Source organism: Burkholderia metallica (assembly GCF_902832845.1).
GTDB lineage: Bacteria > Pseudomonadota > Gammaproteobacteria > Burkholderiales > Burkholderiaceae > Burkholderia > Burkholderia metallica.
Genome location: NZ_CADFDB010000013.1, coordinates 81,275 through 107,013, shown reverse-complemented (window position 1 = coordinate 107,013; position 25,739 = coordinate 81,275). Strand labels below are relative to the sequence as shown.

Annotated in this window: 24 protein-coding genes and 4 pseudogenes; 19 read left to right on the top strand and 9 right to left on the bottom strand. The window is 69.6% G+C overall.

What is annotated here, in order from left to right; translation table 11 throughout:
* Nucleotides 1-40: 40 nt before the first annotated feature.
* On the top strand, nt 41-796 hold the full coding sequence (gene hutC / locus HWX08_RS29295) for a histidine utilization repressor (RefSeq protein ID WP_174920768.1): 756 nt from the start codon (nt 41-43) through the stop codon (nt 794-796).
* A gap of 1,071 nt (nt 797-1,867) precedes the next feature.
* On the opposite strand, the gene HWX08_RS29290 is transcribed toward hutC, so the two are convergent.
* Entirely contained in the window at nt 1,868-3,457 is a 1,590-nt protein-coding gene (locus HWX08_RS29290; RefSeq protein ID WP_174920769.1) for a PAS domain-containing hybrid sensor histidine kinase/response regulator, read from the bottom strand.
* Nucleotides 3,458-3,742: 285 nt separating this feature from the next.
* On the opposite strand from HWX08_RS29290, the gene HWX08_RS29285 reads away from it, so the two are divergent.
* From HWX08_RS29285 to HWX08_RS29260, 7 genes and pseudogenes are all read left to right on the top strand, one after another.
* The gene (locus HWX08_RS29285) at nt 3,743-4,111 is read left to right on the top strand and encodes a chemotaxis protein (protein ID WP_174920770.1); all 369 of its coding nucleotides are present in this window, start codon (nt 3,743-3,745) and stop codon (nt 4,109-4,111) included.
* A 186-nt stretch (nt 4,112-4,297) separates the two neighbouring features.
* Nucleotides 4,298-5,140, top strand: a complete 843-nt coding sequence (locus HWX08_RS29280; protein WP_174920771.1) for a BON domain-containing protein — start codon at nt 4,298-4,300, stop codon at nt 5,138-5,140.
* 8 nt (nt 5,141-5,148) lie between these two features.
* Nucleotides 5,149-5,344 (top strand): annotated as a pseudogene (locus HWX08_RS34485) (hypothetical protein); the annotation flags it as partial.
* A gap of 87 nt (nt 5,345-5,431) precedes the next feature.
* Nucleotides 5,432-5,947: a hypothetical protein gene (locus tag HWX08_RS29275; protein ID WP_174920772.1), complete on the top strand. Its 516-nt coding sequence runs from the start codon at nt 5,432-5,434 to the stop codon at nt 5,945-5,947.
* A 172-nt stretch (nt 5,948-6,119) separates the two neighbouring features.
* A complete protein-coding gene (locus HWX08_RS29270) occupies nt 6,120-6,809 on the top strand; it encodes an HAD hydrolase-like protein (protein ID WP_174920850.1) in 690 nt (229 codons plus the stop codon).
* Nucleotides 6,806-7,891, top strand: a complete 1,086-nt coding sequence (locus HWX08_RS29265; protein WP_174920773.1) for a glycosyltransferase family 9 protein — start codon at nt 6,806-6,808, stop codon at nt 7,889-7,891. Before HWX08_RS29270 ends, HWX08_RS29265 begins: the two co-directional genes overlap by 4 nt.
* On the top strand, nt 7,881-8,831 hold the full coding sequence (locus tag HWX08_RS29260) for a glycosyltransferase (protein WP_174920774.1): 951 nt from the start codon (nt 7,881-7,883) through the stop codon (nt 8,829-8,831). Before HWX08_RS29265 ends, HWX08_RS29260 begins: the two co-directional genes overlap by 11 nt.
* A gap of 49 nt (nt 8,832-8,880) precedes the next feature.
* On the opposite strand, the gene HWX08_RS29255 is transcribed toward HWX08_RS29260, so the two are convergent.
* Nucleotides 8,881-9,885: a sigma-54 interaction domain-containing protein gene (locus HWX08_RS29255; protein ID WP_174920775.1), complete on the bottom strand. Its 1,005-nt coding sequence runs from the start codon at nt 9,883-9,885 to the stop codon at nt 8,881-8,883.
* A 347-nt stretch (nt 9,886-10,232) separates the two neighbouring features.
* Between HWX08_RS29255 and HWX08_RS29250 the strand changes: the two genes are divergently transcribed.
* On the top strand, nt 10,233-11,600 hold the full coding sequence (locus tag HWX08_RS29250) for a sigma-54-dependent transcriptional regulator (RefSeq protein ID WP_174920776.1): 1,368 nt from the start codon (nt 10,233-10,235) through the stop codon (nt 11,598-11,600).
* A gap of 17 nt (nt 11,601-11,617) precedes the next feature.
* Here HWX08_RS29250 and HWX08_RS29245 read toward each other — a convergent pair.
* Nucleotides 11,618-12,427: pseudogene (locus HWX08_RS29245) on the bottom strand (glycosyltransferase family 2 protein).
* 556 nt (nt 12,428-12,983) lie between these two features.
* Here HWX08_RS29245 and HWX08_RS29240 point away from each other — a divergent pair.
* Nucleotides 12,984-15,293 carry a hybrid sensor histidine kinase/response regulator gene (locus HWX08_RS29240; protein WP_174920777.1) on the top strand — a complete coding sequence of 770 codons (2,310 nt, stop codon included), beginning with the start codon at nt 12,984-12,986 and terminating at the stop codon, nt 15,291-15,293.
* Nucleotides 15,294-15,347: 54 nt separating this feature from the next.
* Here the strand turns inward: HWX08_RS29240 and HWX08_RS29235 are convergent.
* Nucleotides 15,348-15,545, bottom strand: a pseudogene (locus HWX08_RS29235) (NAD-dependent epimerase/dehydratase family protein); the annotation flags it as partial.
* 273 nt (nt 15,546-15,818) lie between these two features.
* Between HWX08_RS29235 and HWX08_RS29230 the strand changes: the two are divergent.
* From HWX08_RS29230 to HWX08_RS29200, 7 genes and pseudogenes are all read left to right on the top strand, one after another.
* On the top strand, nt 15,819-16,217 hold the full coding sequence (locus HWX08_RS29230) for a BON domain-containing protein (RefSeq protein WP_174920779.1): 399 nt from the start codon (nt 15,819-15,821) through the stop codon (nt 16,215-16,217).
* A 29-nt stretch (nt 16,218-16,246) separates the two neighbouring features.
* A complete protein-coding gene (locus HWX08_RS29225) occupies nt 16,247-17,275 on the top strand; it encodes an SDR family oxidoreductase (protein WP_069258764.1) in 1,029 nt (342 codons plus the stop codon).
* Between the two features lie 26 nt (nt 17,276-17,301).
* Nucleotides 17,302-17,602: pseudogene (locus tag HWX08_RS29220) on the top strand (DUF2795 domain-containing protein).
* Nucleotides 17,603-17,666: 64 nt separating this feature from the next.
* Nucleotides 17,667-18,236 carry a hypothetical protein gene (locus tag HWX08_RS29215; protein ID WP_174920780.1) on the top strand — a complete coding sequence of 190 codons (570 nt, stop codon included), beginning with the start codon at nt 17,667-17,669 and terminating at the stop codon, nt 18,234-18,236.
* A gap of 91 nt (nt 18,237-18,327) precedes the next feature.
* A complete protein-coding gene (locus HWX08_RS29210) occupies nt 18,328-19,185 on the top strand; it encodes an SDR family oxidoreductase (RefSeq protein WP_174920781.1) in 858 nt (285 codons plus the stop codon).
* A gap of 34 nt (nt 19,186-19,219) precedes the next feature.
* On the top strand, nt 19,220-19,837 hold the full coding sequence (locus HWX08_RS29205) for a DUF4142 domain-containing protein (RefSeq protein WP_174920782.1): 618 nt from the start codon (nt 19,220-19,222) through the stop codon (nt 19,835-19,837).
* A 57-nt stretch (nt 19,838-19,894) separates the two neighbouring features.
* Nucleotides 19,895-20,503: a DUF892 family protein gene (locus HWX08_RS29200; RefSeq protein WP_174920783.1), complete on the top strand. Its 609-nt coding sequence runs from the start codon at nt 19,895-19,897 to the stop codon at nt 20,501-20,503.
* 66 nt (nt 20,504-20,569) lie between these two features.
* Here HWX08_RS29200 and HWX08_RS29195 read toward each other — a convergent pair whose 3' ends face one another.
* Nucleotides 20,570-21,235, bottom strand: a complete 666-nt coding sequence (locus HWX08_RS29195; RefSeq protein WP_069258250.1) for a UdgX family uracil-DNA binding protein — start codon at nt 21,233-21,235, stop codon at nt 20,570-20,572.
* A 195-nt stretch (nt 21,236-21,430) separates the two neighbouring features.
* On the opposite strand from HWX08_RS29195, the gene HWX08_RS29190 reads away from it, so the two are divergent.
* The gene (locus tag HWX08_RS29190) at nt 21,431-21,907 is read left to right on the top strand and encodes a response regulator (RefSeq protein ID WP_069258251.1); all 477 of its coding nucleotides are present in this window, start codon (nt 21,431-21,433) and stop codon (nt 21,905-21,907) included.
* A gap of 25 nt (nt 21,908-21,932) precedes the next feature.
* Here HWX08_RS29190 and HWX08_RS29185 read toward each other — a convergent pair whose 3' ends face one another.
* The gene (locus HWX08_RS29185; protein WP_174920784.1) at nt 21,933-23,153 is read right to left on the bottom strand and encodes an MFS transporter; all 1,221 of its coding nucleotides are present in this window, start codon (nt 23,151-23,153) and stop codon (nt 21,933-21,935) included.
* 34 nt (nt 23,154-23,187) lie between these two features.
* Nucleotides 23,188-23,475 carry a DUF4148 domain-containing protein gene (locus tag HWX08_RS29180; RefSeq protein WP_174920785.1) on the bottom strand — a complete coding sequence of 96 codons (288 nt, stop codon included), beginning with the start codon at nt 23,473-23,475 and terminating at the stop codon, nt 23,188-23,190.
* A gap of 194 nt (nt 23,476-23,669) precedes the next feature.
* Here HWX08_RS29180 and HWX08_RS29175 point away from each other — a divergent pair, with 194 nt between their 5' ends.
* On the top strand, nt 23,670-24,563 hold the full coding sequence (locus HWX08_RS29175) for a LysR family transcriptional regulator (RefSeq protein ID WP_174920786.1): 894 nt from the start codon (nt 23,670-23,672) through the stop codon (nt 24,561-24,563).
* A gap of 110 nt (nt 24,564-24,673) precedes the next feature.
* On the opposite strand, the gene HWX08_RS29170 is transcribed toward HWX08_RS29175, so the two are convergent.
* Both HWX08_RS29170 and HWX08_RS29165 read right to left on the bottom strand, forming a co-directional pair.
* Nucleotides 24,674-25,156, bottom strand: a complete 483-nt coding sequence (locus HWX08_RS29170) for a PRC-barrel domain-containing protein (protein WP_069258255.1) — start codon at nt 25,154-25,156, stop codon at nt 24,674-24,676.
* A gap of 93 nt (nt 25,157-25,249) precedes the next feature.
* Nucleotides 25,250-25,681, bottom strand: coding sequence for a CBS domain-containing protein (locus tag HWX08_RS29165; RefSeq protein ID WP_069258256.1), 432 nt, complete (start codon nt 25,679-25,681; stop codon nt 25,250-25,252).
* Nucleotides 25,682-25,739 lie beyond the last annotated feature (58 nt).

Genomic DNA, 25,739 nt, shown 5'->3' with positions numbered 1-25,739 from the left:
TCATTCAATCTGCATTCAACCTTCATTCGATCGAGGGCGCATGAACGAAGCGGGACGATACACGGCTGCCCGGCCGGGCAGCGAACCGGGCGACGACGTGCCGGCGCGTGCGCTGCCTGCGTACCAGCAGATCAAGCGCTACGTGGTCGACCGGATCGCGAACGGCGACTGGAAGCCCGGCAGCGCGATTCCGACCGAAGCCGAGCTGGTCAAGGAGTTCGGCGTGGCGCGGATGACGGTGTCGCGTGCGCTGCGCGAGCTGACCAGCGAACGCGTGCTGACCCGCATCCAGGGGGCGGGTACCTTCGTCGAGCGCCGTCATTACGAATCGACGGTGCTCGAGATCCGCAATATCGCGGACGAGATCGCCGAGCGCGGCCATCGGCACACGGCGCGCGTGCTGACGATCGAGCGCAGCGACGACCCCGAGGCGATCGAAGCGCTCGGGCTTCGTACGGGGCCGGTGTTTCATTCGCGCATCGTGCATTGCGAGGAAGGCGAGCCGATCCAGTTCGAGGATCGCTACGTCAATCCGGCGCTGTTTCCCGCCTATCTCGAGCAGGATTTCACGGTCGAGACGCCGAACCACTACATGGTGCGGCTCGCGCCGATCCAGCGCGCGGAGTTCCGCATCTACGCGCAGAAGCCCGATGCGCAGGTGCGCCGGCACCTCGTGATGGAAATCGGCGAACCGTGTCTGCTGCTGCGGCGGCGCACGTGGGTGGGCGGGCAGGTGGCGACGTCGGTGCAGCTGTGGCATCCGGCGTCGCGGTTTCATCTGGCGGGGAAGGTGTAAGGCGGCGAGCTTGTTGTGGTGATTTGACGTCATTGCCTGACGGCGACCTGATGCGCATGTCGTGTGCGATCGGTGTTCAGGCCGCTCGCGCGTGTCGGTTGACCGCGTATGCGAGCCCGAGATGCTAGCGCTTCGCGCTATGTCGCGCTCTCTTGCTCGCGTCGGTATCTATCACAGCGCGCGCATTGTCGATCGTCGCAATTTTCTCCTTGTCCTGATGCCGCGCCTCTTTCATCGGAGGAGAACCGCGCGAGCGACACACTGTACGTGCGTGCATGTTCCGGTGGCCATCGGCCGCGACACTGCGCGCAAGTCGCAGCCCCTCCGCTGCGCCGGGCCGACGATGCGTAGCCCGACGATCCGTGTACTGATCCCTTATTACGAGACCTTGCGGCGCCTCGAGCGATCCTCCGAACCCGTTCGCTTTCCGAACGGAGTAGCCGATGAAAGACGAGAGACCGCTGCGACGCGAACGAACGAATTGTGGTCACACCGTGAACCGTGATGCGAGGTGCGAAACGGGCGGCAAACGTCCGATGGATGCGCGCGTTTCGGCCGGGGAAGGATGCTCGCAGGCGAAGCCAGCCTGATCAGGCGGCGCTTATGGTTTTTGCGGCCTTGTCGAGTGAGCGGTGGCTGTCGTGTTTGCTTTGGAAGCATCTGCCCGTGATGCAATAACCGCTCGTCAAGGCAGCGCGACGAATGCAAAAAACAGTGTTGGAAGATCGCGGGGAGGAGAGTCATCGCGCGGCAGAATGCGGCCGCGATGCTCGACGGCGCAGAGCGATTTATATAGGAATCCGGAAGTGATAGCCGCTCGGTATCGGCAGACTTCGTCTTGAACAAAGCGCGCCCGCTGCTCTGGGCGGCTGGAATAAGCCGGCGACACGTCGACGCGGCCTGCTCGCGCCGCGCACTTTCGCGCTGTGCGCGCACGCGTGCGACCTGACCTGTGCGCGACCGAATGCCCGCGGCAAGCGCACGATCGTTGCCGCCGCTGCGCACTCGCGCACTCGCGTACGAATCACGCGCAGCGACGTGCCGCGCGATTCGCCGCCCGGAGCGCCGACGTTACGGTGCGTCGTCGCCGACCTTACGCGCAACGCGCTGCAGCAGCCCGTCGAGCACGGCCATCTCGACGGGCTTCACGAGGTGCTCGTCGAAGCCGGCGTGTTCGGTGCGTGCGCGGTCGGCCGCGCTGGCATGACCGGACAGCGCGACACAGGTCGCGTCGCGCAGCGCGTCGAGCTTGCGCAGTTCGTGCAGCAGCGTGAAGCCGTCAATGTCGGGCATCGTCAGGTCGAGGATCATCAGCTGCGGTGCGTAGTCGCGGGCGAGCGCCAGCGCGTCGTTCGCGTTGTAGGCGACGCGCGGCGCGTGCTCTTTGACCTGCAGCAGCACGGCGAGCGTGTCGGCCGAATCGCGATTGTCGTCGACGATGACGATGCGCAGCGGGCGGGTGCCCGGCTGCTTGACCGGCGCGGGCACGTCGACGGGCGCCGCGCGGGTCATCCGGTCGATCGGCAGCCGCACCGTAAACGTCGCACCTTGACCGAGCCCGCCGCTTTCGGCCGAGATTCGCCCGCCATGCAGTTCGACGAAGGTCCGGCAGATCGCGAGCCCGAGCCCGAAGCCTTCGGCCGGTTGCCGGCTCGACCCGCTTTCCTGTTCGAACAGGTCGAAGATGGTTTCGAGCGCGTCGCGCGCGATGCCGACGCCGTGGTCGGCCACGCGGATCGCGACGACCGGCCCTTCGACGCGTGCGCCGACTTCGATGCGCCCGCCGTGCGGCGAGAACTTCGACGCGTTGTCGAGCAGGTTGTGCAGCACCTGAACGAGCCGCGCATCGTCGCCGTGAAGCGGTACGGCATCGGGCGGCAGGTCGACGCGGATGTGCTGGCCGCGCGCGGCCAGCTTCGGCTGGATGCTTTCCACGCCGCGGCACACGATGTCGCGCACGGTCGTGGGCCGGTCGTCGAGTTCGACCTTGCCGGCCGTGATGCGCCCGACGTCGAGCAGGTCGTCGACGAGCCGTGTCAGTTGCGTGACCTGACGATTCACGGCGTCGCCGCACTGGGCGAGCGCGGGCGCCGGATCGGCGAGGCTCTGCAGCACGCCGACCGAATGGCGCAGCGGCGCGAGATGGTTGCGCAGCTCGTGCGCGAGCATCGCGATGAACACGCTGAGCCGCTGCGTCGACGCCTCGAGTTCCTCGAGCCGCTTGCGTTCGGTCATGTCGCGGGTGATCTTGATGAAGCCGCACAGCTGCTTCGTGTGGTCGTGCACGGGGGTGATCGTCACGCTCGCCCAGAACTGCGAGCCGTCCTTGCGCACGCGCCAGCCTTCGTCTTCGAAGTGGCCGTTCGTGGCCGCTTCGTTGAGTCCGTACGACGGCCGGCCGGCCGCGACCGCGTCGGGCGGATAGAACCGCGAGAAGTGGTGGCCGACGATCTCCGCCGCGCGATAGCCCTTGATGCGCTGGGCGCCCGCGTTCCACGTCGCGACGTTGCCGTGCGGATCGAGCATGAATACCGCGTAGTCGGTGATCGACTCGACCACCGTCTGGAACCGGAACTCGGCGAAACGGTGCTGCAGGTCGCGCGCGTCGGATTGCCCGTGCGGCGGCAGGGGCGAATGGGGATCGGCGTCGTCTTGCTTCATCGGAGCGGCTGGTCGAAGGAGAGCGGGTAAACGCCAACCGGCCGCCGTCGGGGCGCCGGCGGCGGCAATACGAATCGGATTGGCACCCCGGAAGCATAAGGGAACTCGCTTCGGCTGATCAATGGGTGCGCATCGGTTGTGCGGTCGGCCGAGCCGGCGGCCGGCGACCAGGGGCCGGGCGGTGAGGCGCGCGACGGGGCATGGCGATTGCACGGCCTGCCAGTCCGCGTGCCGTTGCGCGGACGCCCGGCCGCCCGCGGCCACGCGCCTGGAAAGGAGAACGCGATGAACAGTACGCTGAACCCCGACAACGAACCGGCCGGCCCCGACGACGGCAACGCCGGCCGCGGCCGCGACGGCCGCGCGCTGGGCCCGGGCGACTCGTCCGACAGCGGCAGCGACACGGCCGGCGCACGGCGTCATCCGTTCGACATTGATTCGCCGCTCGACGATCACGCGCTGGAGCGCGGCGATGCCTCGCTCGACAGCGATACGGACCGCGCGGGCACCGGCGAGCGCGCGTCGGCCGACGGCGATTCGACGCTCGACGAAGACGCGGACATCCGGCCGGACCGCACCGAGCGGTTGAGCGAGCTCGGTCGTACTGACGATCCGGACGACCGGGGCGAGCAGGGCGACGACGGCACGCCGTGACATCCGGCACGCAAAAACTGCAATCGCATTGCAGTTTGGCGCGTGCGGCCGCGCGTCGACGTCGCGAGGCGCGTGAGTCCCGCATCGGCGACGGTATCGGCACGCGTCTTGCGTTCGACCGGACCGACGCGCGTCGCGACGCGGCATGGGCCGCGCGCGGCGCACATGCGATCAAGGAGGGACACGATGCAACGACGATATCCGGGACGGCACGGCGAGCGCGGTGACCCGTCCGACTGGCAGGCGCGCGACGAACGCGCGTACCGCGGCGCCGGCGAGCGCGGGATGCGGGACGACCCGGCGCGGTGGCCGGAAGACGACGAAGCGGCGTATCGCCGCTTCGCGAGCGAGGACGTCGGGCCGGAAGACTGGGGCAGCGAATGGAGCGAGCGCGACGCGCGGCCGGTCGGCCAGCGGCGCGGCAGGGCCGACGCCTGGCAGCGCGGGTTGCCGCGTGAGCCGCATGAACCGGAATACGGCTCACGCGAGCATCGCGCGCAGGATCGCGAATGGCGGGAAGGCCGGGACCGCGGCGACGCCCCGGAATTTCGCGGTCGGCACCGCACGGGCGGGTACGCCGGCGACCGGACGTATGGCGATCCGCGCTACGGCGGCTCCGACCCGTCGCGTTTCGGCAGCGAAGCCGAACGCGATGCGCTGCGCCGGCGCCGCGGGCCGAAGGGCTATACGCGCACGGACGAGCGGATCCGCGAGGACGTGTGCGAGCGGCTCGCCCATGCGCTCGACATCGACGTGAGCGACGTCACCGTGCAGGTCAACGAGGGCCGCGTCGAACTGGACGGCACGGTGCCGGCGCGGTGGATGAAGCACGGGATCGAGGATCTGGCCGACGGCTGCATGGGCGTGCGCGACGTCGAGAATCGCGTGCGCGTGCGCCGCGACGGCGAGCACGATACGGGCATGGTGCTGCATCCCGAACAGCGGACCATTACGCCGACGCAGCCTGCCGTGCTCGATCCCGAGCCGGGCACCGTCGGTCGCGACCGCGAACGCAATCCGCCTCACTGAGCGGCCCGCCTTGGAACGCGCGCGGCTTCGTGTTCCGCGAGGCGAACGACGCGATGCCGGACATCGGGCGGCGGTTCGGGCGGTTCGCTGCGCACCGTAAGCCTGGCGAGAACGATGACTCGCCCGCCCGGTGCGCAAGCGCTCGAGGCGCGCGGCGGTGCGATCGCGTTCGAGCATGTCGACTTCGGCCGCGAGCCGGGCCGGTTTCCAAGCGTACGTGACCCAAGCCCGCGGCGACGGCCGACCTGATCGCGGCGTTGCGCGCACTCGCGTTTTCCTCTGGAGAAACCCATGCCGAACCCGATATCCGGCACGCTGACCGGGCGCCGCGCCGGTAGCGCGTTCGTGGACCGCGCGGTCGCGGTCGCCGCCGTCGAACTGCTCCTTCCGAGCCTGTCGGCCGCGCTGCAGAGCGATTTCGTCGGCGACAGCGGCTGCCTGCACATCGTGGTCATGGACCCGGCGCTCGGGCCGGGCGATGCGGCGTTCGACGATGCCATCCTGTACGAGTTCTCGCTTCCCGACCCGAAGGACTGGGACGCCGACTATCGCGCGTACGCGCGCGCGAAGGCGCGGCTGTCGTGGGAAACGGGCCGCGACGGCCACGTCGTGCAGGCGCTGGAGCCGTACCGGCTGCGCGCGGGCGACACGAACCTGTGGGGCAGCGTCGCGCTCGCCGGGATCGTGGTCGGCGTGGCGGGCGCGCAGCCCTGGTTCGACGAGGCGTTCGCGGGCTGTATCGCGCACTGCCTGCGCGCGCTCGCGAAGCGCCGCGCGCAGGCGACGCCGGACGCGCTGGCGATCTGAGTGCGGTCGCCGGCGCCGCTTTTTACAGCCGGTTATAAAAAAATCCGGCGACCGCGCACCGGCCTGCATGGCGGCGCGGGCGCACGCAAGCCGGCATGGTTTTCGCTGGGTCTCCTGCATCGACGCCTGTCGCGGCAAGCGTCACGGTTTGTCTCGGTCGGTTCTGGTTCGGATGCGCCCGGATGTCCCAAAGGAGAGGCAGGTGAACGACGTCATGCACGATCCGGCGCGAGCATCGCTCGCCGGCCGCACCGCACGCGCGCCGGGCGCGGCGCGCGCAGGGCGCACGCCCGGTGCGACCGGCCTGCCGCGCGTGGTCGTGTCGAATCAGCCGGGCGTCGCGCCCGGCCGCTGTATCGAAAACAAGCTTGGCGCGGTCCGCCAGCGTTTCGCCGAACTGTTCGAAGCAAACGGCGCGGCGCTGGCGGATTTTTTTTGCTGCCCGCATCACCCGCGGGGCAGCGTGCCGGCCTGTCCGATCGACCGCGTGTGCCGCAAGCCGCGCCCGCGCAGGTTGCGTCGCGCGCTCGCCACCCTGGGCGGCGTCCCCGAATGGAGCCGGTTGATCGGCAACATCCCGGACGACGTCGAGGCCGGCCGCGCCGCGCGGTACGGCACGATCCTCGTCGACTGCGGTCGCGAGACCGAATCGCGCATCGACGCCGTGCGCACGGCGCAGCATGGGGGAGAACGCGACGAACTCAAGGCGGACATCGTCATGCGCGAGGCCGTGCGGCGGCGCGGCACGCGGCGCGCGCCGCCGCACGTCGCGGAGCGGATCGCGACGTCCATCGCGATGCCCCCGGTGTCGCCGTACCGGCGCCTGCGCGGCGCGCTTCATTTCCGGGTTCCATTCGTATGACGTCCAATCCTGCCGATTTCGATCTCGTGTGCGGCCCGCGGCGGATCGCGGTATTCCGCGCGCTGCAGCTCGGCGACATGCTGTGCGCGGTGCCGGCGCTGCGTGCGCTGCGGCACGGCGAACCCGATGCCCGGATCACGCTGATCGGGCTGCCGTGGGCGCGCGAGTTTGCGTCGCGCTTTTCCGACTACATCGACGGTTTCATCGCGTTTCCCGGTGCGCCGGGGCTCGACGAACAACCGGTGCCCGACGCGGCCGCGCGTGAAGCGTTCGTCGCGGAATGCCGCGCGCGGGACTTCGACCTGGCGATCCAGCTGCACGGCAGCGGCACGCACACCAATGCGATCGTCGCGTCGCTCGGCGCGACGCGCACGGCCGGCTTCATGCCGGCCGACGGCGGCGCGACGCCGCTCGACTGCACGCTCGTGTGGCGCGACTGCGAGCCGGAGGTCGCGCGCTACCTGACGCTGATGCGCAAGCTCGGCTATGCGGAGCGGGGGGACTTCCTCGAATTCCCGCTCGGCGGCCTGGACGATGCTTTATGGCAGGTGCTGTGCGACGAGCATGCGCTCGAACCGGGGCGCTACGTGATCGTCCATCCCGGTGCGCGGATGGCGTCGCGGCGCTGGCCGGTCGAACGCTTCGCGCTCGCCGCGCGGCAGCTCGCCGACGAGGACTGGCAGATCGTGCTGACCGGCACGCGCGCGGAAATGGCGCTGGCCGGCGCGTTCGCCGAGCACCTCGCGCGGCCGTGCGTGAACCTCTGCGGCCGGACGCCGCTCGGCGCGCTCGCGGCACTGATCGGCCGCGCACGGCTGCTGCTGTGCAACGACACGGGCGTAGCGCGCGTCGCCGCGGCGCTCGGCACGCCGAGCGTGGTCGTCGCGTGCGGCAGCGACACGACCCGCTGGGCGCCGCCCGACGGCGAGCGGCATCGCGTACTCGCGAACTATCCGGCGTGCCGGCCCTGCATGTTCGACACGTGCCCGCACGGGCATGAGTGCGCGACGGCGATCGGCGTCGGCGACGTGATCGAGCGGGCGGGTGAACTGCTCGCGCAGGAGGCGCGTCATGTCACGTAGGCGGTTGCGCGTGCTGACCTGGCACGTGCATGGCAATTACCTGTATTACCTGTCGCAGGCGCCGCACGATTTCTTCATCGTGACGAAGCCGCACAATCCGCCCGGCTACGCGGGCCGCGTCGGGCGCCTGCCGTGGGGCGACAACGTGCACGAGGTGCCGGCGGAGTGCGTGCGCGACACGACGTTCGACTGCGTGCTGTACCAGCATCTGCGCCATTACCAGCACGACCGGATGCGGCTGCTGAGCGAGGCGCAACGTGCGCTGCCGACGTTGTTCGTCGAGCACGATCCGCCGCGCGAGCATCCGACCGATATGCTGCACCCGGTGCAGGACCCGGACGTCCTGCTCGTGCATGTGACGCCGTTCAACGCGCTGATGTGGGACAACGGCGTGACGCCGACACGCGTGATCGAACACGGCGTGCTGATGCCCGAGAACGTCGAGTATCGCGGCACGTTGCCGAAAGGCGTGACGGTCGCGAACGACCTGGCGCGCCGCGGCCGCCGTGTCGGTGCCGACCTGTTCGAGGTCGTGCGCCACAGTGTGCCGCTCGATCTCGTCGGGACGGGCTCGAAGGAACTCGGGGGGATCGGCGAGGTGCCGAACCCGGCGCTGCCGCACTTCCTGTCGCACTACCGGTTCTTCTTCAATCCGGTCCGCTATACGAGCCTCGGGCTCGCCGTGATCGAGGCGATGATGATCGGGATGCCGATCGTCGCGCTCGCGACGACCGAGATGGCGCAGCTCGTCAGGAGCGGCCACAACGGGATGGCCGATACGCGGCCGGCCGTGCTGATCGATGCGATGCGCATGCTGATTCGCGATGCCGAGCTCGCGCGCGAGTGGGGGGCCGTCGCGCGACGCGATGCGTGCGAACGCTTCGGCATCGAGCGGTTCGTGCGCGACTGGGACGCCGCGCTGTGTGACGTCGCGATGTGAGCCGCGCGCATGCGGCGCGGGTTCGGCGATTCGACGCGTTCTATACGTACTACACGTTCGATGTGCTCGATGTGCTCGACGTACCCGCTGCACGCACCGCGTTCCGTTCGTGTTCGGGCAGCAGCGCGAGCCGGTTGTACAGCGTCTTCAGGCTGATGCCTAGCGCCTTGGCCGTGCGCGGTTTGTCGCCGTTGAAATGCCGCAGCGACGCGACGATGAAGCGCTGCTGCGTGTGCGCGAGCGTCGTGCCGATATGCAGCGTGATCGCGTTCTGGCGCAATTCCTCGCGCGGCGGCGCGCGGCGCGGCAACTGCAGTTCGATCTGTTCGTCCGCGAGGATGAACGCGCGCTCGAGCGTATTGCGCAGCTCACGCACGTTGCCCGGCCACGTATAGGTTCGCAACGCCTTCATCGCCTGCATGGACAGCCGCTTTCGGGTGCGGTGCCGCGCGTTCAGCCGATCGACGATCTGCAGCGCGATGTCGTCGACGTCGTCCTCGCGCTGCCGCAGTGCGGGCACGTGCAGCGCAACCGTCGCGATCCGGTAGAACAGATCTTCGCGCAGCCGGCCGCTGCGTACCGCCTCGACGGGATCGTGATGGGTGGCGGCGATGATCCGCACGTCGAGCGGAATCGATTCATGACCGCCGACACGCACGATCGTGTTCGACTCGAGCGTGCGCAACAGCTTGACCTGCAGCTCGGCCGGCATTTCGGCGATTTCGTCGAGAAACAGCGTGCCGCCGCGCGCGGCTTCGAACATGCCCACATGCTGGGCAACCGCGCCGGTGAAGCTGCCTTTCTCGTGACCGAACAGTTGCGACTCCGCAATGTCGTGAGGAATCGCGCCGCAATTGACGGGAACGAACGGGCCGCGGCGGCGCGGGCTCATATCGTGCAGGAGCCGCGCGACGATGTCCTTGCCCGCGCCGCTTTCGCCGACGATCAGCACGCCGACGCGCGTCGCGGCCACGCGCGAGATGTTCAGCAACAGGGTCTGGATCGTACGCGAGCGGCCGACGAGCCGCGCGCCGTCATCGACGGATTTCGCCATGGTGTGCTATCGAGCGGAAGATTTGACCGAATGCGTCGAGACCAGGTGAAGAAATGACGTGGCACACGTCACGCTTTCCGGTATCGAGAATACATTTTATAGCGACGGTGTGACATTGAATCTGGCAATGCGGCTCGCGCCGCCGGATAGATTTATTCGATCGACGACGAATGCGCAACACGGTTCTTCTATACTGCTAAGCACTCGCTACCGGGCAGGAGTGCTTGCCCGGTCGTTCATGTGCAGCGCAGCGCAGGCCGCGTGAGCGAGGCGGCCTGCATTGCGCTGCGCGCCCGTCGCGGTGTGCCGGCCGATGCGTGTGTCGGGCCGCCACACGAGGAGCCACGATGCCCTACGTGCTGATCGTCGAAGACGATGCCGATACGCGGGCGATGCTTGCGGCGCTCGCGCGCACGCAGCAGCTTGCCTGCGATACGGCCGCGACACTCGAAGAAGCGCGCACGCTCGTGTCGACGCATACCCCCGATCTCGTGCTGTGCGATCTCGTGCTGCCGGACGGCAACGGGATGGATCTGTTCGATGCATTGCCGAAGCGTTCCCATTGCGAAATGGTTCTGACTACCGGCCATGCAAGCCTCGAAACCGCGATCGACGCGTTGCGGCGCGGCGCGACCGACTACCTGGTGAAGCCGCTGAACATGCAGCGGCTGAACAGCATCTTCGCGCGCGTGCCGCGCACCACCGCACTGCATGAGGAAATCGCCGAGCTGCGCTCGGAGCTGCAGCGCCTCGGCCGCTTCGGCCGCATGCTCGGCAGCTCGCCCGCGATGCAGGCGGTGTACGACGCGATCGGCCGCGTCGCGCGCACCGAGGCGTCGGTGCTGCTGACCGGCGAATCGGGCACCGGCAAGGAGCTGGCCGCGCAGACGGTGCACGACCTGAGCCTGCGCCGGCGCGGCCCGTTCCTCGCGGTGAACTGCGGGGCGATCGCCGCGAACCTCGTCGAGAGCGAGATGTTCGGCCACGACCGCGGCAGCTTCACCGGCGCGGAGCGTCAGCACAAGGGCTTCTTCGAACGCGCGGATGGCGGCACGCTGTTCCTCGACGAAATCACCGAGATGCCGCTCGAATCGCAGGTCAAGCTGCTGCGCGTGCTGGAGACGGGGCGCCTGACGCGGCTCGGTTCGACGCGCGAGATCGACGTCGACGTGCGGATCGTCGCGGCGACCAACCGCGACCCGGAAGCCGCGATGGCGGACGGCAAGCTGCGGCCCGACCTGTTTCACCGGATCAACGTGTTTCCGATTCCGCTGCCGTCGCTGCGCGAGCGCGGCGACGACATCCCGATGCTCGCCGACGCATTTCTGCAGCGCTACAACGAGGAAACCGGTCGCACTTTGCGTTTTTCGCCGGCCGCGCGCGAAGCGCTGAAGTGCTACGCGTGGCCCGGCAACGTGCGTGAGCTGCGCAACTTCGTGCAGCGCGCGGCCATCTTCAGCGACGCGGACGTGATCGACAGCCTGCCGCCGCCGATCATGGACGAACTGTCGAACATGGTCGATTCGCATGAAGATCGCGTGACGGTGCCGTTCGGCACGTCGCTCGAGGAAGTCGACCGCAAGCTGATTCTCGGCACGATCGAGCAATGCGGCGGCGTGAAGGCGCAGGCGGCCGAGGTGCTCGACGTCAGCCTGAAGACGATCTACAACCGGCTCGCGCAGCTCGAAGGCGAAGCGGACAAGCCGGATTCCTGATGCCGCCGCGATCGCGCTCATGCTCCATTTCGCTCATCAGGACGCGCATCGCGTTCGAGTTGGCGACGCCTGCGCTCGACGTGCGGCGGGATCGCACGGCGCGTCGGCAGGTTTCGCGTCAGGCCGGCGAACGTGTGCGCGATCGTGCGTTCGCGTCGCAGGCGGAGCAAGCGCCGCACGGTTTGCCGCAGCGCGGCCCGCGCCGGTCATCCGAGCCACGCGGTCCGCACGTCGTTGCGGGCGGCCATGCGTGTGCGGGTGTGCACGTCGCGCGGCGACGACGGGTGAGGATGGACCGTCAGGCGCGGGGCATACGCGAGTCATCCTCCGGCGCGGTAAAGGTCGAGCGCGAACAGTGCGTCCTCGCCGCCGAGAACGTCGCCCGCGTTCACGAACGCATCGCGCCGGAAGGCCGTCGCGTCGGTGGGCAGCCCGACGCGGGCATCGAGCGGGCGTTCGGCCATCAACTGGCAGGTCGGGTCTTCGCGCGTGTCGGGGCCGACGAGCAAGCGCACGGTGATGACCGCGACGTGCGGACAGGTATCGAGCAGGTTCGCGGCTTGCTAGGGCCAGCCGGGCGCTCACTCTGTGTCGTCGTCGCAAAACGCGACGTGGCGCGTGCGCGCGGCGGCCACGCCGGGATTGGCACTAGCCGGCGCATGCACGAGTACGACGCGGGGAAAGCGGCTGCGGATCAAGGCGGCGGTGCAGGCGACCGATGCATTGTCGACGACGACGATCGCGGGCCGGTCGGGCAGCGGCGAGCGGTGCGCCGGCGTGCGCGCGAGTTCGGTCGTGTGCCGGAAGGTCGGCACGACGGCGGTCATGCGCGGTTCCGGCGGCGGCAAGCCGTCGCGCGCGGGCGTGACGCGAACGTAACGTCGCGTTCGAGCCGCCAGCACGTTTGGGGTCCATGGAGATTGGCGCGCATATGAGGATCGAACAACGCAACCAGGCTCGCATGTGTGGCGACGGCGGGAGCTTTCGCGGCGGCGCCATCTGCGCGGCGGCCGCCCGGGGCGCCGGGCCGTGTGAGCGCGTGACGGTGTTCGTCGTGGCGCACATGCACGGCCTCGTCGGCGTTGCGCGAGCCCGCGCGGCGAACCGACGGCGGCGCGCGTGTATTGCGCGGTGCAATCCCGGCCAAGCCGGTGACGACGACCGACCCGGGCGCGGCCGCGAGCAGGCGAGCGTGACTGAAGGCGGCGACGGCGAGGTGGGGCGACAGAACGCGCCTGCCTGTCGGCGCATTCATGACGATGACGAGAGGATCTCCGTGGGTGGACGGCCGCTCGGGCGGCTGCAGCGGGCAAGCATGCACCGTGCCGGCCCACCGTCTCCCGAAGGCGCCCGAACCGTCGCGATCCGGCAGGAGCGTGTCCGATGATCGAAATGGCCCGACCGCAAGCCGGCAATTACGCGATGGCCGCGATGCTCGTCGCGATCGCGACCGTACTGCAGGCGCTCGCGATCCGTTTCGGCGGCATGAATCTGCCGTTCGTGCTGTATTACCCGCTGCTCGCCGGGGCCGCGTGGGCGACGTCGTTCCTGTTCGGCGTCGTGTCGACCGTCGTCAGCGGAATACTCGTGTGGACGCTGTTCCTGTCGGATTCGTCCGCCTATACGGCGCCGTTGTCCAACCGGCTCGTGCAGCTCGGCACGTTCATGGTGGTCGGGCTGCTGGTGTGTGCGCTCGCGGCGATGCTGCGCAATACGCGGTTCACGAACGATCGCGCGCGCCGGCGCGAGGCGGCCGCGCGGCAGCGGCTCGAAGCCGTGCTGCAGGCATTGCCGCACGGGGTGGTCGCGGTCGACGCGAAAGGGCGGCTCACCTACGTCAACGCGGCGGCGGCCGAGCTCGTCGGCTGCCGGCCTGAAGATGCGACGGGGCGGCCCGCGCGCGACGTGCTGCGGATCGTCGATCACGAGGGCCGCCGCGTACAGACGACCCCGCTCGATCGCGCGCTCGGCGGTGCCCATGCGACGTCCGACCGGCACTGGCTGCAGGCTGCCGGCGGCGGCCTGCCGGTTCCAGTCGTCGAAGTGGCGTCGCCGCTCGGCGATACGCACGGCAACATCGACGGCGCGGTGATGCTGCTGCGCGACGCCGGCGCGGACCGCGCGCGGGCCGATGCATCGTGGCTTCAGCACGCGGTCGTCGACGCGTCGCCCGACGCGATCGTCGGCGTCGACGGCGAGGGTCGCATCGTCAGCTGGAATCCGGCCGCGCAGCGGATCTTCGGCTATGACGCAGGCGATGCCTGCGGCCGGCCCCTCGAGACGCTGATCGCGATGCGCTGGCTGCGGCGCAGCCGGTTCGCCGAATCGTTCGACGACATGCGCGCGGGAGGCGGGCCGGTCGATCTGCTGTGCGTGCGCCGCGATGGACGGCGGTTTCGCGCGACCGTCTCCGCGTGCCCGGTGGATGGCGAAGCGCGCGCGCGCGTCGCACTGTCGCTGACGCTGCGCGAGACCGGTGCGCAGCGCCGGCACGACTTGCGCGCGCAGCGCTCGCTGCAGGGCGCGCGCGATGCACGCGACCAGGCCGATACGTCGAACCGGCTGAAGGACGAATTGCTGGCCACGGTGTCGCACGAACTGCGCACGCCGCTGAACGTGATCTACGGCTGGGTCGAGGTGCTGCGCAATTCGGCCGACCACGCGTTGCAGCTTCAGGCAATCGACGCGATCGACCGCAGCGCGCGCTCGCTCACGCGGATGGTCGGCGACATCCTCGACGCGTCGTCGCTCGCGACCGGCAAACTGCGGCTCGATGCGGCGCCGGTCGACATCGCACGGCTGTTCGCCGATGCCGTCGGCGCGTTCCAGACGGCCGCGTCGTCGGCCGGCGTCGCGCTCGAATTCGATTGCGATACCGGCACGTTCATCGTGCCTGGCGACGCCGAGCGGTTGCGGCAGATGCTGTCGAACCTCGTGTCGAACGCGCTGAAGTTCACGCCGGGCGGCGGCAGCGTGCGGGTCGAGCTGGTGCACGACGGTGCGCACGCGGTGTTGAAGGTGACCGATTCGGGGCAGGGGGTCGTACCGGAGTTCGTGCCGTACGTATTCGACATGTTCCGCCGCGCGGACGATTCGCCCGCGTCGTCGCGGCGCGGGCTCGGGCTGGGGCTGTCGATCGTGCGGCATATCGCGCAACTGCACGGCGGCAGCGTGGCGGTCGAAAGCGCAGGGCGCAATCTCGGCACGACGTTCACGGTGACCCTGCCGACCGGCTGGAAACCGACCGGTGCGATGGCGTGGGGCCACCCGCAGCCGGGCGTGCGGCACGAAACGCTGCGGCTCGCCGCGCAGCGGATCCTGATCGTCGACGACGATGCGACCACGCGCGCGAGCCTCACCGCCGCGCTGACCACGTTCGGCGCGGCCGTCACGGTTGCTTCGTCGGGCCGCGAAGCGCTGGCGATGGCCGCCGACCTGCAGCCCACCGTCGTGCTGTCCGATCTCGCGATGCCCGACGGCGACGGCTTCTGGCTGCTCGATGCGCTTCGCAACGGGGCCGGAAACGGTCATGCGGACACGCGGAACATGTGCGTGCTCGCCGTCACCGCGCACGCGGGCCAAGCGGACGAGCGCCGCGCACTCGAGGCCGGTTTCGACGGCTACCTGTGCAAGCCGGTCGACGTGCGCGAACTGGCGCACAAGATCATGCGCGTGACGCAGCGCGACGGTTGACGCGGCACGCACGCCGCCGTCGCCGACACGCTCACCGACACCCTACCGTCATCACTGCCTGCCGTCACCGTACACGGTGAGCGGCGCGTCGGCGAGCGCCTGCGTAATGACGTTCGACACGACGCTGCCGCCCGCCGGATACATGTGCGGGCCGTACGCGTTGAAGATCTGCGCGATCCGCACGTCGACGCCGTACCGGCGGTAATCGTTCATTTCCAGCGAGTCCATGAACAGCGTTGGCGCACAGCGACGCACGCTCACTGATCAACGCGATTCCTTGCATGGCGTTGCGCCCGGTATTGGGGCCGCGCGAATGGGCTGCCGTTGTCCTCCCCCCGGCAAGCGCCATACCCGCGACGTCGGCCGAGAACCCGCCCTCCGATGCGCCGAAAAAATTACAACGGATTGGATGAAAGGGCGGCCGATCGCGACGGCGCGCGCGCGTGCGGCGCCCATGCAGCGGCACGCGACTTGCGCTCTCCCGTCGACCCGCCGGCACGCCCGGCCAGACGAAAGGAGGTCACGATGAAGGTATTCCCGCTGCAAGCCCGCGCGTTGCGTTTCCGTGGTCGCATCGCGACGCGTACCGGCATGGCGCTCGCGATCGCCGCCACGACGGCATGCGCGGTCATCGCGCCGAACGTGTTCGCCGCCGGCGACGACAGCGCCGCATCGACGTCCACGTCGCATTCGACGACCGGCATGAAGATCCACGACGCGACGATCACGACCAAGGCGAAGGCCGAACTGGTGGGCGCGAACGGCCTGTCGTCCGGCGACATCCACGTGAAGACGCGGCACGGCATCGTGACGCTCACCGGCAGCGTGCCCGACGAGCAGCAGCGCACGCAGGCCGGCAGCGTCGTGAAGCAGGTGGACGGCGTGCGGGACGTGCGCAACCAGCTGACGATCCGCGCCCAATGACCGCGGCCGCGCCGCACAAGGAGTCCACCATGAACTGCATGCTCAAACCGGTCGGCGAACAGACGATCGTGATCACCGGCGCGACGAGCGGCATCGGCCTCGTCACCGCGCGCAAGGCGGCGCGCCGCGGCGCGAAGCTGGTGCTGTTCGCGCGCAACGAGGAGGCGCTCAACACGTTGTGCGACGAGCTTCGCCAGCATGGCGACCTGGCGGTGGCGGTCGCGGGCGACGTGGGCAATCTCGAAGACGTGCAGCGCGCGGCTGCGAAGGCGGTCGAGACCTACGGCGGCTTCGATACGTGGATCAACAACGCCGGCGTGTCGATCTTCGGGCCGGCGTCCGCGGTGCCGCTCGACGACCAGCGCAGGCTGTTCGACACCAACTACTGGGGTGTCGTGCACGGCTCGCTCGTCGCGGCTGACCACTTCCGGCGCAAGAGCGACTTTCACGGCGGCGCGATCATCAACATCGGCAGCGAGGCGTCGGACGCACCGGTGCCGTTGCAGAGCGCGTATGCGGCGTCCAAGCATGCGGTGAAGGGCTTCACCGATTCGCTGCGGCTCGAGATGGAGGGCGACCATCTGCCCGTGTCCGTCACGCTGATCAAGCCGGCCGCGATCGACACGATGTTCGTGATGCACGCGAAAAACTACATGAACGTCGAAGCGAAGCTGCCGGGGCCGATCTACGACCCGGAACTCGTGGCCGACGCGATCCTGTTCGCGGCCGCGCATCCGCGCCGCGCGCTGTTCGTGGGCGGCGCGGCCAAGTTCACGTCGGCGAGTGCGTACCACGCGCCGCGCCTGTTCGATCGCATCGCGTCCCGGCTCTTCTGGCGCAGCCAGCGCACGGACCGCCCGGCCCGCCCGCGCGACGACAACGCGCTGTACGCGCCGCGCCATGCGCTGCACGAGCGCGAAGGCATGGACGGGCCCGTGTTGCGCGGCTGCGCGTACAACACGGTGGTCCAGCGGCCGAAGGTGGCCGGTGCGGTCGCACTCGGCGCGGCCGCGCTCGTGGTCGCCGCGCTGACGCGGTCGCGCCGTGCGTCGTCGTGATGCCGATGCTTTTCCGAAGGATTGCCATGACATCCCGACAGCATACGGGCCACGAATACAGCTGCTCGTGCGTGTACGAAGGCGAGCGCATCCGCCAGGACCACGACAACGGCGGCCATCAGGGCGGGCATGGCAATGGGCCCAGCCCGATCGGCGTGCGGAAGGCGCTGACGGGCAATGGGCTATCGGGCCGGCAAGGCAGCGGTCGACGGGTGCGCGGAATGCCCGCGCGCGGCCCTGGACGGGCTCGACATGCTCCGCCGCATTCCCGCTCGCGAGTACGGCACGCCGGCCTTGGCGTCGAAGGAACCCGGCCGGCTGATGTGAGAACGGCCGCACCGCGCCACGGCCGGTCGCGTGCGGCCTAACTACCGTCACGAGGAGGACGACCATGACGATGATCGTCGCAGGCCGCTTCACGACGTTCAACGAAGCGGAAGGTGGAGCGCGCCACCTGTACGAGCGCGCATTCGGTTCGGATGACGTATCGATTTTCTTCCTGAATCCGGGTGGCCAGCACGCGCGCTTTCCGATCGGCGGCGACGTGTACGCCGATTCGGCGGCGAAACCGGGCGGGCGCGGCGCGATGATCGGCGCGATCCGCGGGTTGCTGATCGGTGCCGTCGTGGGGCTCGTCGTCTATGCGATCGGCGTGCGCTACTGGTTCGTGCCGGCCGTCGGCGCGCTGGCCGGCGCATATCTCGGCGCATTCGGCGGCGCGCTCGGCCGCATGCGCGGCGAGCAGGCCGAAGGCAAGGGCACGCTCGCGCACAGCGAAACCGGCGTGATCCTCGCGGTGCGCGTGGCGCCCGATACCGCGACCACCGCGGAAGACGTGCTGCGCGCGTCCGGTGCGAAGTCGGTCGAGCGTGTCGACGGCGACTGGCAGGACGGCGAGTGGCGCGACTTCGATCCGGTGCGCCGGCCGGGCGAACCCGCATCGGGGGGCGAGACGCGCTGATGCTTGCACCCGTATGCAGCGTCGCATGCGTGCCGCGCGCGGCACGCCGCTTGCGACGTCTCGACGACACCGTTCAGGGAGGAACGCATCCATGACTACCGCACAGACCCCGCCGCCGCAGCACCAGGATCACCAGCCGGGCACCGAGCGCGACATGCATCCGCGGCCGCGCGACGACGCGGCGGACTACGTCGGCAGCGGCAAGCTCGCCGGGAAGGTCGCGCTCGTGACGGGCGGCGACAGCGGAATCGGGCGCGCGGTCGCGATCGGTTTCGCGAAGGAAGGCGCCGACGTCGCGATCGTCTACCTGAAGGAGTCGGACGATGCCGCGCATACGAAGCAGTTGATCGAGCAGGCCGGCCGGCGCTGCGAGGCGATCGTGTGCGACGTCGGCGATCGGCGTCAGGCGTACGACGCGGTGGCGCGCACGGTCGAGCGGCTCGGGCGGCTCGACGTGCTCGTGAACAACGCGGGCGAACAGCATCCGCAGCCGGGCATCGAGGCGGTGACCGAGGAACAGCTCGAACGCACGTTCCGCACGAACGTGTACGGGACGTTCTTCTGCACGCAGGCGGCGCTGCCGCACATGAAGCCCGGCGCACGCATCGTCAATACCGCGTCGGTGACCGCCTATCACGGCAATCCGACGCTGCCCGACTACTCGGCGACCAAGGGCGCGATCGTCGCGTTTACGCGCTCGCTGTCGGCGGAACTGGCCGAACGCGACATCCGTGTCAACGCGGTCGCGCCCGGGCCGATCTGGACGCCGCTGATTCCGTCGACGTTTACGGCCGAGCAGGTCGCGAAGTTCGGTTCGAACGTGCCGCTCAAGCGGCCGGGCCAGCCGGACGAACTGATCGGCTGCTACGTGCTGCTCGCGTCGGACGGCGCGAGCTACATGACGGGGCAGACGCTGCACCCGAACGGCGGCTCGATCGTCGGCGGCTGACGGCCGCCTCACGCCACGTGCAAGGAGAACATCGATGAAACGACCCCACTGGACGATCGCGGCGCTCGCCGCGGGCGTGCTCGCCACCGCCGGGCTCGCCCGCGCGCAGATGCCGAGCGAGCCGCCTGCATCGAACGGCCACGTGCCGGGCGGCGTGATCAATCCGTCGCCGGGCGCAAGCGCGGGCTCGGGCGACGCGCGGATCGCGAAGGCGCCGCAAGGCGGCGATGCGGAATTCGTCGACAAGGCCGCGATGGCCGGCAAGGCCGAGATGCAGGCCAGCCAGCTCGCGCTGAAGCAGGCGCAGTCGCCGGCCGTGCGCGCGTTCGCGCAGCGGATGGTGACCGACCACGGCAAGGCGAACGCGCGCTTGAACGAGATCGCCGCGCGCAAGGGCATGAAGCCGCAGGTCGAACAGATCCAGGACCCCGACGTCGAGGCGCTGCGCGGCAAGAGCGGTCACGATTTCGACGTCGCGTACGTCGCGGCGGTCGGCCCGGCTGCGCACCGCAAGGCCGTCGCGCTGTTCGAGGGCGAGGCGCGCGACGGCCGGGACCCGCAGTTGCGCGCGTTTGCGAACACGACGCTGCCGACGCTGCGGCATCACCTGAGCATGGCGCAGGCGCTCGAACGCAAGGTGGGCGCGCAATAACGCGTGCCCGTTCAACCCCGGGCTGCGCATGCGGCCCGTCTTTTTGGAGAGTGAGTCATGGCCCATCGGCAACCGAAGCATGAAGGCATCCACGAATTGCTGTGCCAGGCATACGAGACCGAGCTTGGCGGCGCGAAGATCTACGAGGCCGCGCTGCAATGCGCGACCGACGAGGATCTGCACAAGGAATGGGAGAAATATCATCGCGAGACGCTGCACCACCAGGAGGTGCTGCGTGAGGTGTTCGAGACGTTGGGCCTGGACCCCGACGCGCAGACGCCGGGGCGCAGCGCTGTGTCGGCCATCGGCAAGGCGCTCGTGCATACGATCGAGCAGGCGCAGAAGAAGGCCGATCCGGGCGTTGCGCAGGTCGTCGCGGCCGAGTGCGTGGTGCTCGCCGAGACGAAGGATCACCTGAACTGGGAGCTGATCGGCTATGCGGCCGACCAGTTGTCGGGCGACGCCGCGAAGACGCTGAAGGCCGCGCACGACGAGGTCGAGGCCGACGAGGATCATCACCTGTATCACACCCGCGGCTGGGCGCGCGAGATGTGGATCGCATCGATGGGCTTCAAGGCCGTGCTGCCGCCGCCGGAAGAAGTGAAGAAGGTCGAGTCGGCCGCCGAGGCGGCGCGCGCCGAACGGTCGCGCGGCAAGATGATGTAAGCGCGGCGGGCCGGGCGCTGCGGCGCCCGCGTTCGGCCGCGGCCGCGCGTCGTCGCTCCGGCGCGCTCATCGCGGCTCTGCGGGCGCGCCGCGCCGGTCGCGGTGGTTGGCGTCGTGGTCATGGTCGGGTTCGCCGGCCAGCCGCGACGCGGTGCGCAGCGCGTCGACGAGGGTGCGATATGCGTGCTCGCGCGAATCGGCGCCGCGCGTGCGCAGCACGTACGACGGGTGATACGTGGCGACGACGAGCCGGCCCTGCGCGGTGCGAATCGGCGCACGCGCGCGCTCGAGCGTCGCGTCGTTGTCCTGCAGCACCGCGCGCAACGCGGTGGCGCCGAGTGCGACGATCACGCGCGGCCGTACCGCGTCGAGTTCGCGCTCGAGCCAGTAGCGGCACGCGGCCACTTCGCGTTGCGCAGGCGTCTTGTGCAGCCGCCGCTTGCCGCGCGGCTCCCATTTGAAGTGCTTGACCGCGTTCGTCAGGTAGCAGCGCGCGCGGTCGAGTCCGGCTTCGTCGAGCGCGCGGTCGAGCATGCGGCCGGCCGCGCCGACGAACGGCAGGCCCGTACGGTCCTCCTGGTCGCCCGGCTGCTCGCCGACCAGCATGATCGTCGCATCGACGGGCCCGGCGCCCGGCACGGGCTGCGTCGCGTGTTCCCACAACGTGCAGCGGCGGCACGCGTCGAGCGTGGCCGGCGCGGCGTCGTCAGCGGAGGGCGGCGTTCGCGTCATGTCGCGGCGCCCGGGTGGGCCGGCGCGCGGCATGCCGCCCGCGCACACGGGATGAAACCGATACGAACACGCAGCGTCACACGCATGAAGGGCTCCGGTACGGCGAATGCGACAGGTGCAGCAACCGGCGTACCGCGTCGGGCGAGCTGTGCGCACGGCTTGCGGAGCGGGCGTGTCGAAGACAGGAGAAACGCGATGCAACCCGAGTTCGGCGACGATCCGGCCGCGGACGACGTACTGCTGTGGCGCGCGCCCGACAGCGTGCCGACGCGTGCGCACCGCGTGCTGGTGGTCGACGACTATCGCGACGCGGCCGATGCGCTGCGCCTGGTGCTCGAGGCGTGCGGCTTCGAATGCCGGATTGCGGACGACCCGTTCGCGGTCTGCGGCATCGCGCGCGACTGGCAGCCGTTCGCCGTCGTGCTCGATATCGCGATGCCGGGTCTCGACGGGCTGCAACTTGCGGCGCGTCTGCGCGGCGATCCGCGTACCGCGGACATGTTGCTGATCGCGTGCAGCGGGTTGGCGTCGCGACGCGATCGCGAGGAGGCGAAGGAAGCCGGGTTCGACGCGCACTGCGCAAAGCCGCTGACGCCGCACCGGCTGCTGGCCTATCTGGAAGCGGCGAGCGGCCGCGCGAAACCGGACGGGGCGGTTACACGGCGCTTGTAAAAAAGCCGCCGGGCCGGCGCGGCCGTCAATGTGCGTCGCGGCGGGCGGCGCGGGCGGCGCGCGCGGCCGAGCGGCCCGCGACCACGGCCAGCGCGCCGGCGAGCGCGAGCAGCACCGCGCTCAGCGCAAAGGTCGCGCGGTAGCCGTGCAGGTCGAACAGCATCCCGCCGGCCGTCGCGCCGAGCCCGATCGCGAGCTGCACGACGGCCACCATCAGGCCGCCGCCGGCTTCGGCATCGTGCGGCAGTGTGCGCGCGAGCCACGTCCACCAGCCGACCGGCGCCGCCGTGCCGAGCAGGCCCCAGACGCCGAGCAGGCAGGCGGTCGCCGCCGTCGAGCCGCCGAACACCGTCAGCGCGACCGCAATCGCGGCCATCAATACGGGCGTGGCCGCGAGGGTCCGGTAGAGCCCGTTCTCCAGGAACCTGCCGATCAGGACCGTCCCCGCGACGCCCGCCACGCCGACGACGAGCAGCAGCAGCGACAGCGTGACGGTGCCCGCGTGCGTAACGGTTTCGAGGAACGGACGCAGATAGGTGAACAGCGCGAACTGCCCCATGAAAAACAGGCTGACCGCCGCCATGCCGAGCGCGACCGGCCGGCGGGCCAGCAGCCTGAGCGCATGGGCGGACCTGCCGCGCGGTGCGGACTGCATCGACGGCAGGCTGACGAGCTTCCAGCCGAACGCGATCGCGGCGACCGGCACGACGCTGAAGAATGCCCAGCGCCACCCGACGATTCCGCCGAGAAAGCTGCCGAGCGGCGCCGCGACGACCGTCGCGAGCGCGTTGCCGCCGTTGACGATCGCCAACGCACGCGGCACCTGCCGCGCCGGCACGAGGCGCATCGCGGTGGCGGCCGACATCGACCAGAAGCCGCCGATCGCCACGCCGATCAGCGCGCGGCCGGCGATGAATGCGGCGTAGTCCGGCGCGAAGGCGACGACCGTGCCGGACACGATCGTCAGCAGCGTCAGCACCAGCAGCAACGGCTTGCGATCGCGCCGGCCGGCGAGCGACGCGATGAACAGGCTCGTCACCAGCGCGAACGCGCCCGAGACGGAGATGGCCTGGCCGGCCTGGCCTTCGGTGACGTGCAGGTCGCCCGCGATCGGCGTGAGCAGGCTGACCGGCATGAATTCGGACGCGACGAGCGCGAATGCGCCGACCGACATCGCGAGGACGGCGCCCCATGCGGCCGCGCCGTCAGGTGCCGTGCCGCGATCGGGTGTGGAAACGGATTGCATGACGGAACCGGATCGGATCGAAAGGGGGGCGCGCTCAATCGCAGCGCGTCGTCGTGCCGTGCACGGCCAGCTGCGTGCGCGCATCGTCGTTGCGCGCCGCGTGCACCGTGGCCGCGGCGGCCTGCGCGTCGTCGACCCAGGTGCGCGGGTTCATGTGCGCGGGATTGAAGCCCGCGGCCGCGTAGCGCTGCATGTCCTCGCGGACCTGCTCGCGCGTGAGGCCCGGCGCGGATTGCGCGAACAGCGGGCCGGATGCGAAGAGAGAAACAAGCGAAACGAGCGCGGCGACGGCGGCGGAGGCAGCGGGAAAACGGGTAGGCATGACGGGCGGCTCCGGAAAGCGGGTGGTCGGTGCGTCGTGGCTCGGCCACGGCGCGTTCGGTCGATGGCTTCGCAGTCTAGCGACCGATGCCGGATCGATTAAGTAGCGCGGCACGCTTGGACTTATTAGCCAGCCAGATGAATCGCGCGCGGCGGTGCTACGATGGGCGTCCGTCCCGACAGTAGCCTTTCGACATGGCGCGCGACAATCTGAACGACGTGCTCGTTTTTCTCGCGGTGGCCCGCGAGCGCAGCTTCACGCGCGCGGCCACGCGGCTCGGCGTGTCGCAGTCGGCGCTGAGCCAGACCGTGCGCGATCTCGAAGCGCGGCTGGGCGTGCGGCTGCTCACGCGCACGACGCGCAGCGTGTCGATGACCGAGGCGGGCGAAGCGCTGTTCCGGACGGCGTCGCCGCGTATCGACGAGATCTCGGCGCAACTGGCCGCGCTGTCCGATTTCAGGGACAAGCCGGCCGGCGTGGTGCGCATCACGGCCACCGAGCATCCGATCGACACGATCATCTGGCCGAAGCTCAGGACGGTATTGCCCGAATACCCGGACATCCGCGTCGAGCTGTCGGTCGACTACGGGCTGTCGAACATCGTCGAGGAGCGCTACGACATCGGCGTGCGGTACGGCGACCAGGTGGCGAAGGACATGATCGCGGTGCGCATCGGCCCGGACGTCCGGATGGCGATGGTCGCGGCGCCGTCGTATCTCGACGGGCGCAAGCCGCCGAAGAAGCCGCAGGACCTGCTCGATCACGACTGCATCACGCTGCGGCTCGCCACCGCGAAGGGCCTCTATGCGTGGGAGCTGAAGAAGGGCAGGAACGACGTGCTGGCCCGCGTGAACGGCCGGATCACCTGCAACACGCAGCCGCACATGGTGCAGGCGGCGCTCGACGGCTTCGGCATCGCGTTCGTCACCGAGGACGTCGTGCTCGCGCACGTGCGCAACGGCGACCTGCGGATCGTGATGCCGGACTGGTGTCCGGTGTTTCCCGGCTATCACGCGTACTACCCGAGCCGCCGCCCGGCGTCGCGTGCGTTCACCCTCGTGATCGACGCGTTGCGGCATCGCGCGTAGCGCGCCGCCTCCGGCGTGTTCGCGGCCCCTTCCGGCAAAAAAAGACGCCCCGCGTAGGCAGGGCGTTCGAAACGGATGCGCCGGCGAACCGGCGCCGCATCATGGCGCGGTCAGTGACGGTCGCGCGCCCGCGGATCGTTCAGATCTTCGGTCGGGTCGGTCAACCCGAGTTCGTCGCCGGCGCTCCAGTACGGCGTGCTGCCGTAGAACTCGTGCAGCGGCGCGGCCCATTGCGGGTCGGCCATCGCCGGCCAGTGGTCTTTGTCGAACCCCGGCGCATTGCGGATGCGTTCGGACGACACCGACAACAGGAAGCACTTGCGTTCGGTGTCGAGCGTCAGCGCGCTCCACGGAATCGCGTGCAGCTTGTCGCCGATGCCGAGGATGCCGCCGCTCGACAGCACCGCGTACGCGACGCGGCCGGAGCGCACGTCGAGCATGATGTCCTTGATCTTGCCGACGTCGTCGCCGTCGGTCGTATAGACCTTGTTGCCTTCGAGCGTATCGGCCGCCATTACGTCCGGGCCGGGGCCGGCCGCCGTTGCGGCGCCCTTGCCGATGATGCGGGTCTGACCTTGATCGGGAGTGTGCATGGTTTCCTCCAGGCTGCATGGGGCGCGACCGGGCTCGTCAGTGACGCGGGCCGCGCGGGTGGTCGGGACGGTATGAAGACGCGCTGCACGCCGTCACGTCTGCTTCGGTTGCGACACGCCTTCGAGCGTGTTCGCGACGTCGTTGCGTTCGGGGCCGGCCGTGCGCGTCGCGATGTCCGCGAGCGACAGCATGCCGACCAGCCGCTTGTCGTGATCGACGACGGGTAGACGGCGCAGTTGCGCATCGGCCATGTAGTGCTGGACCTCGTCCAGCGAATCGTCGTCGAAGCACCATTCGATCGGCCCCGACGCGATTTCGTGCACCCGCGTCTGCGGCGGCTTGCCGGCCGAGATCGCGCGCACCGCGAGATCGCGGTCCGTCACCATCCCCACCAGCCGGTTGTTGTCGCATACGGGCAGCGCGCCGATGTCGTAGCGCTCCATCAGTTGCGCGGCATGACGGATCGAATCGGTCGGCGCGATGCGCACGACGTCCTGCGACATGATTTCGTTGACGCGATGCATGCAATTCTCCTGCGGGTTGAAGGGGTGGATGGGGCGGCCGGGTCGGCGCGCGCGTGGC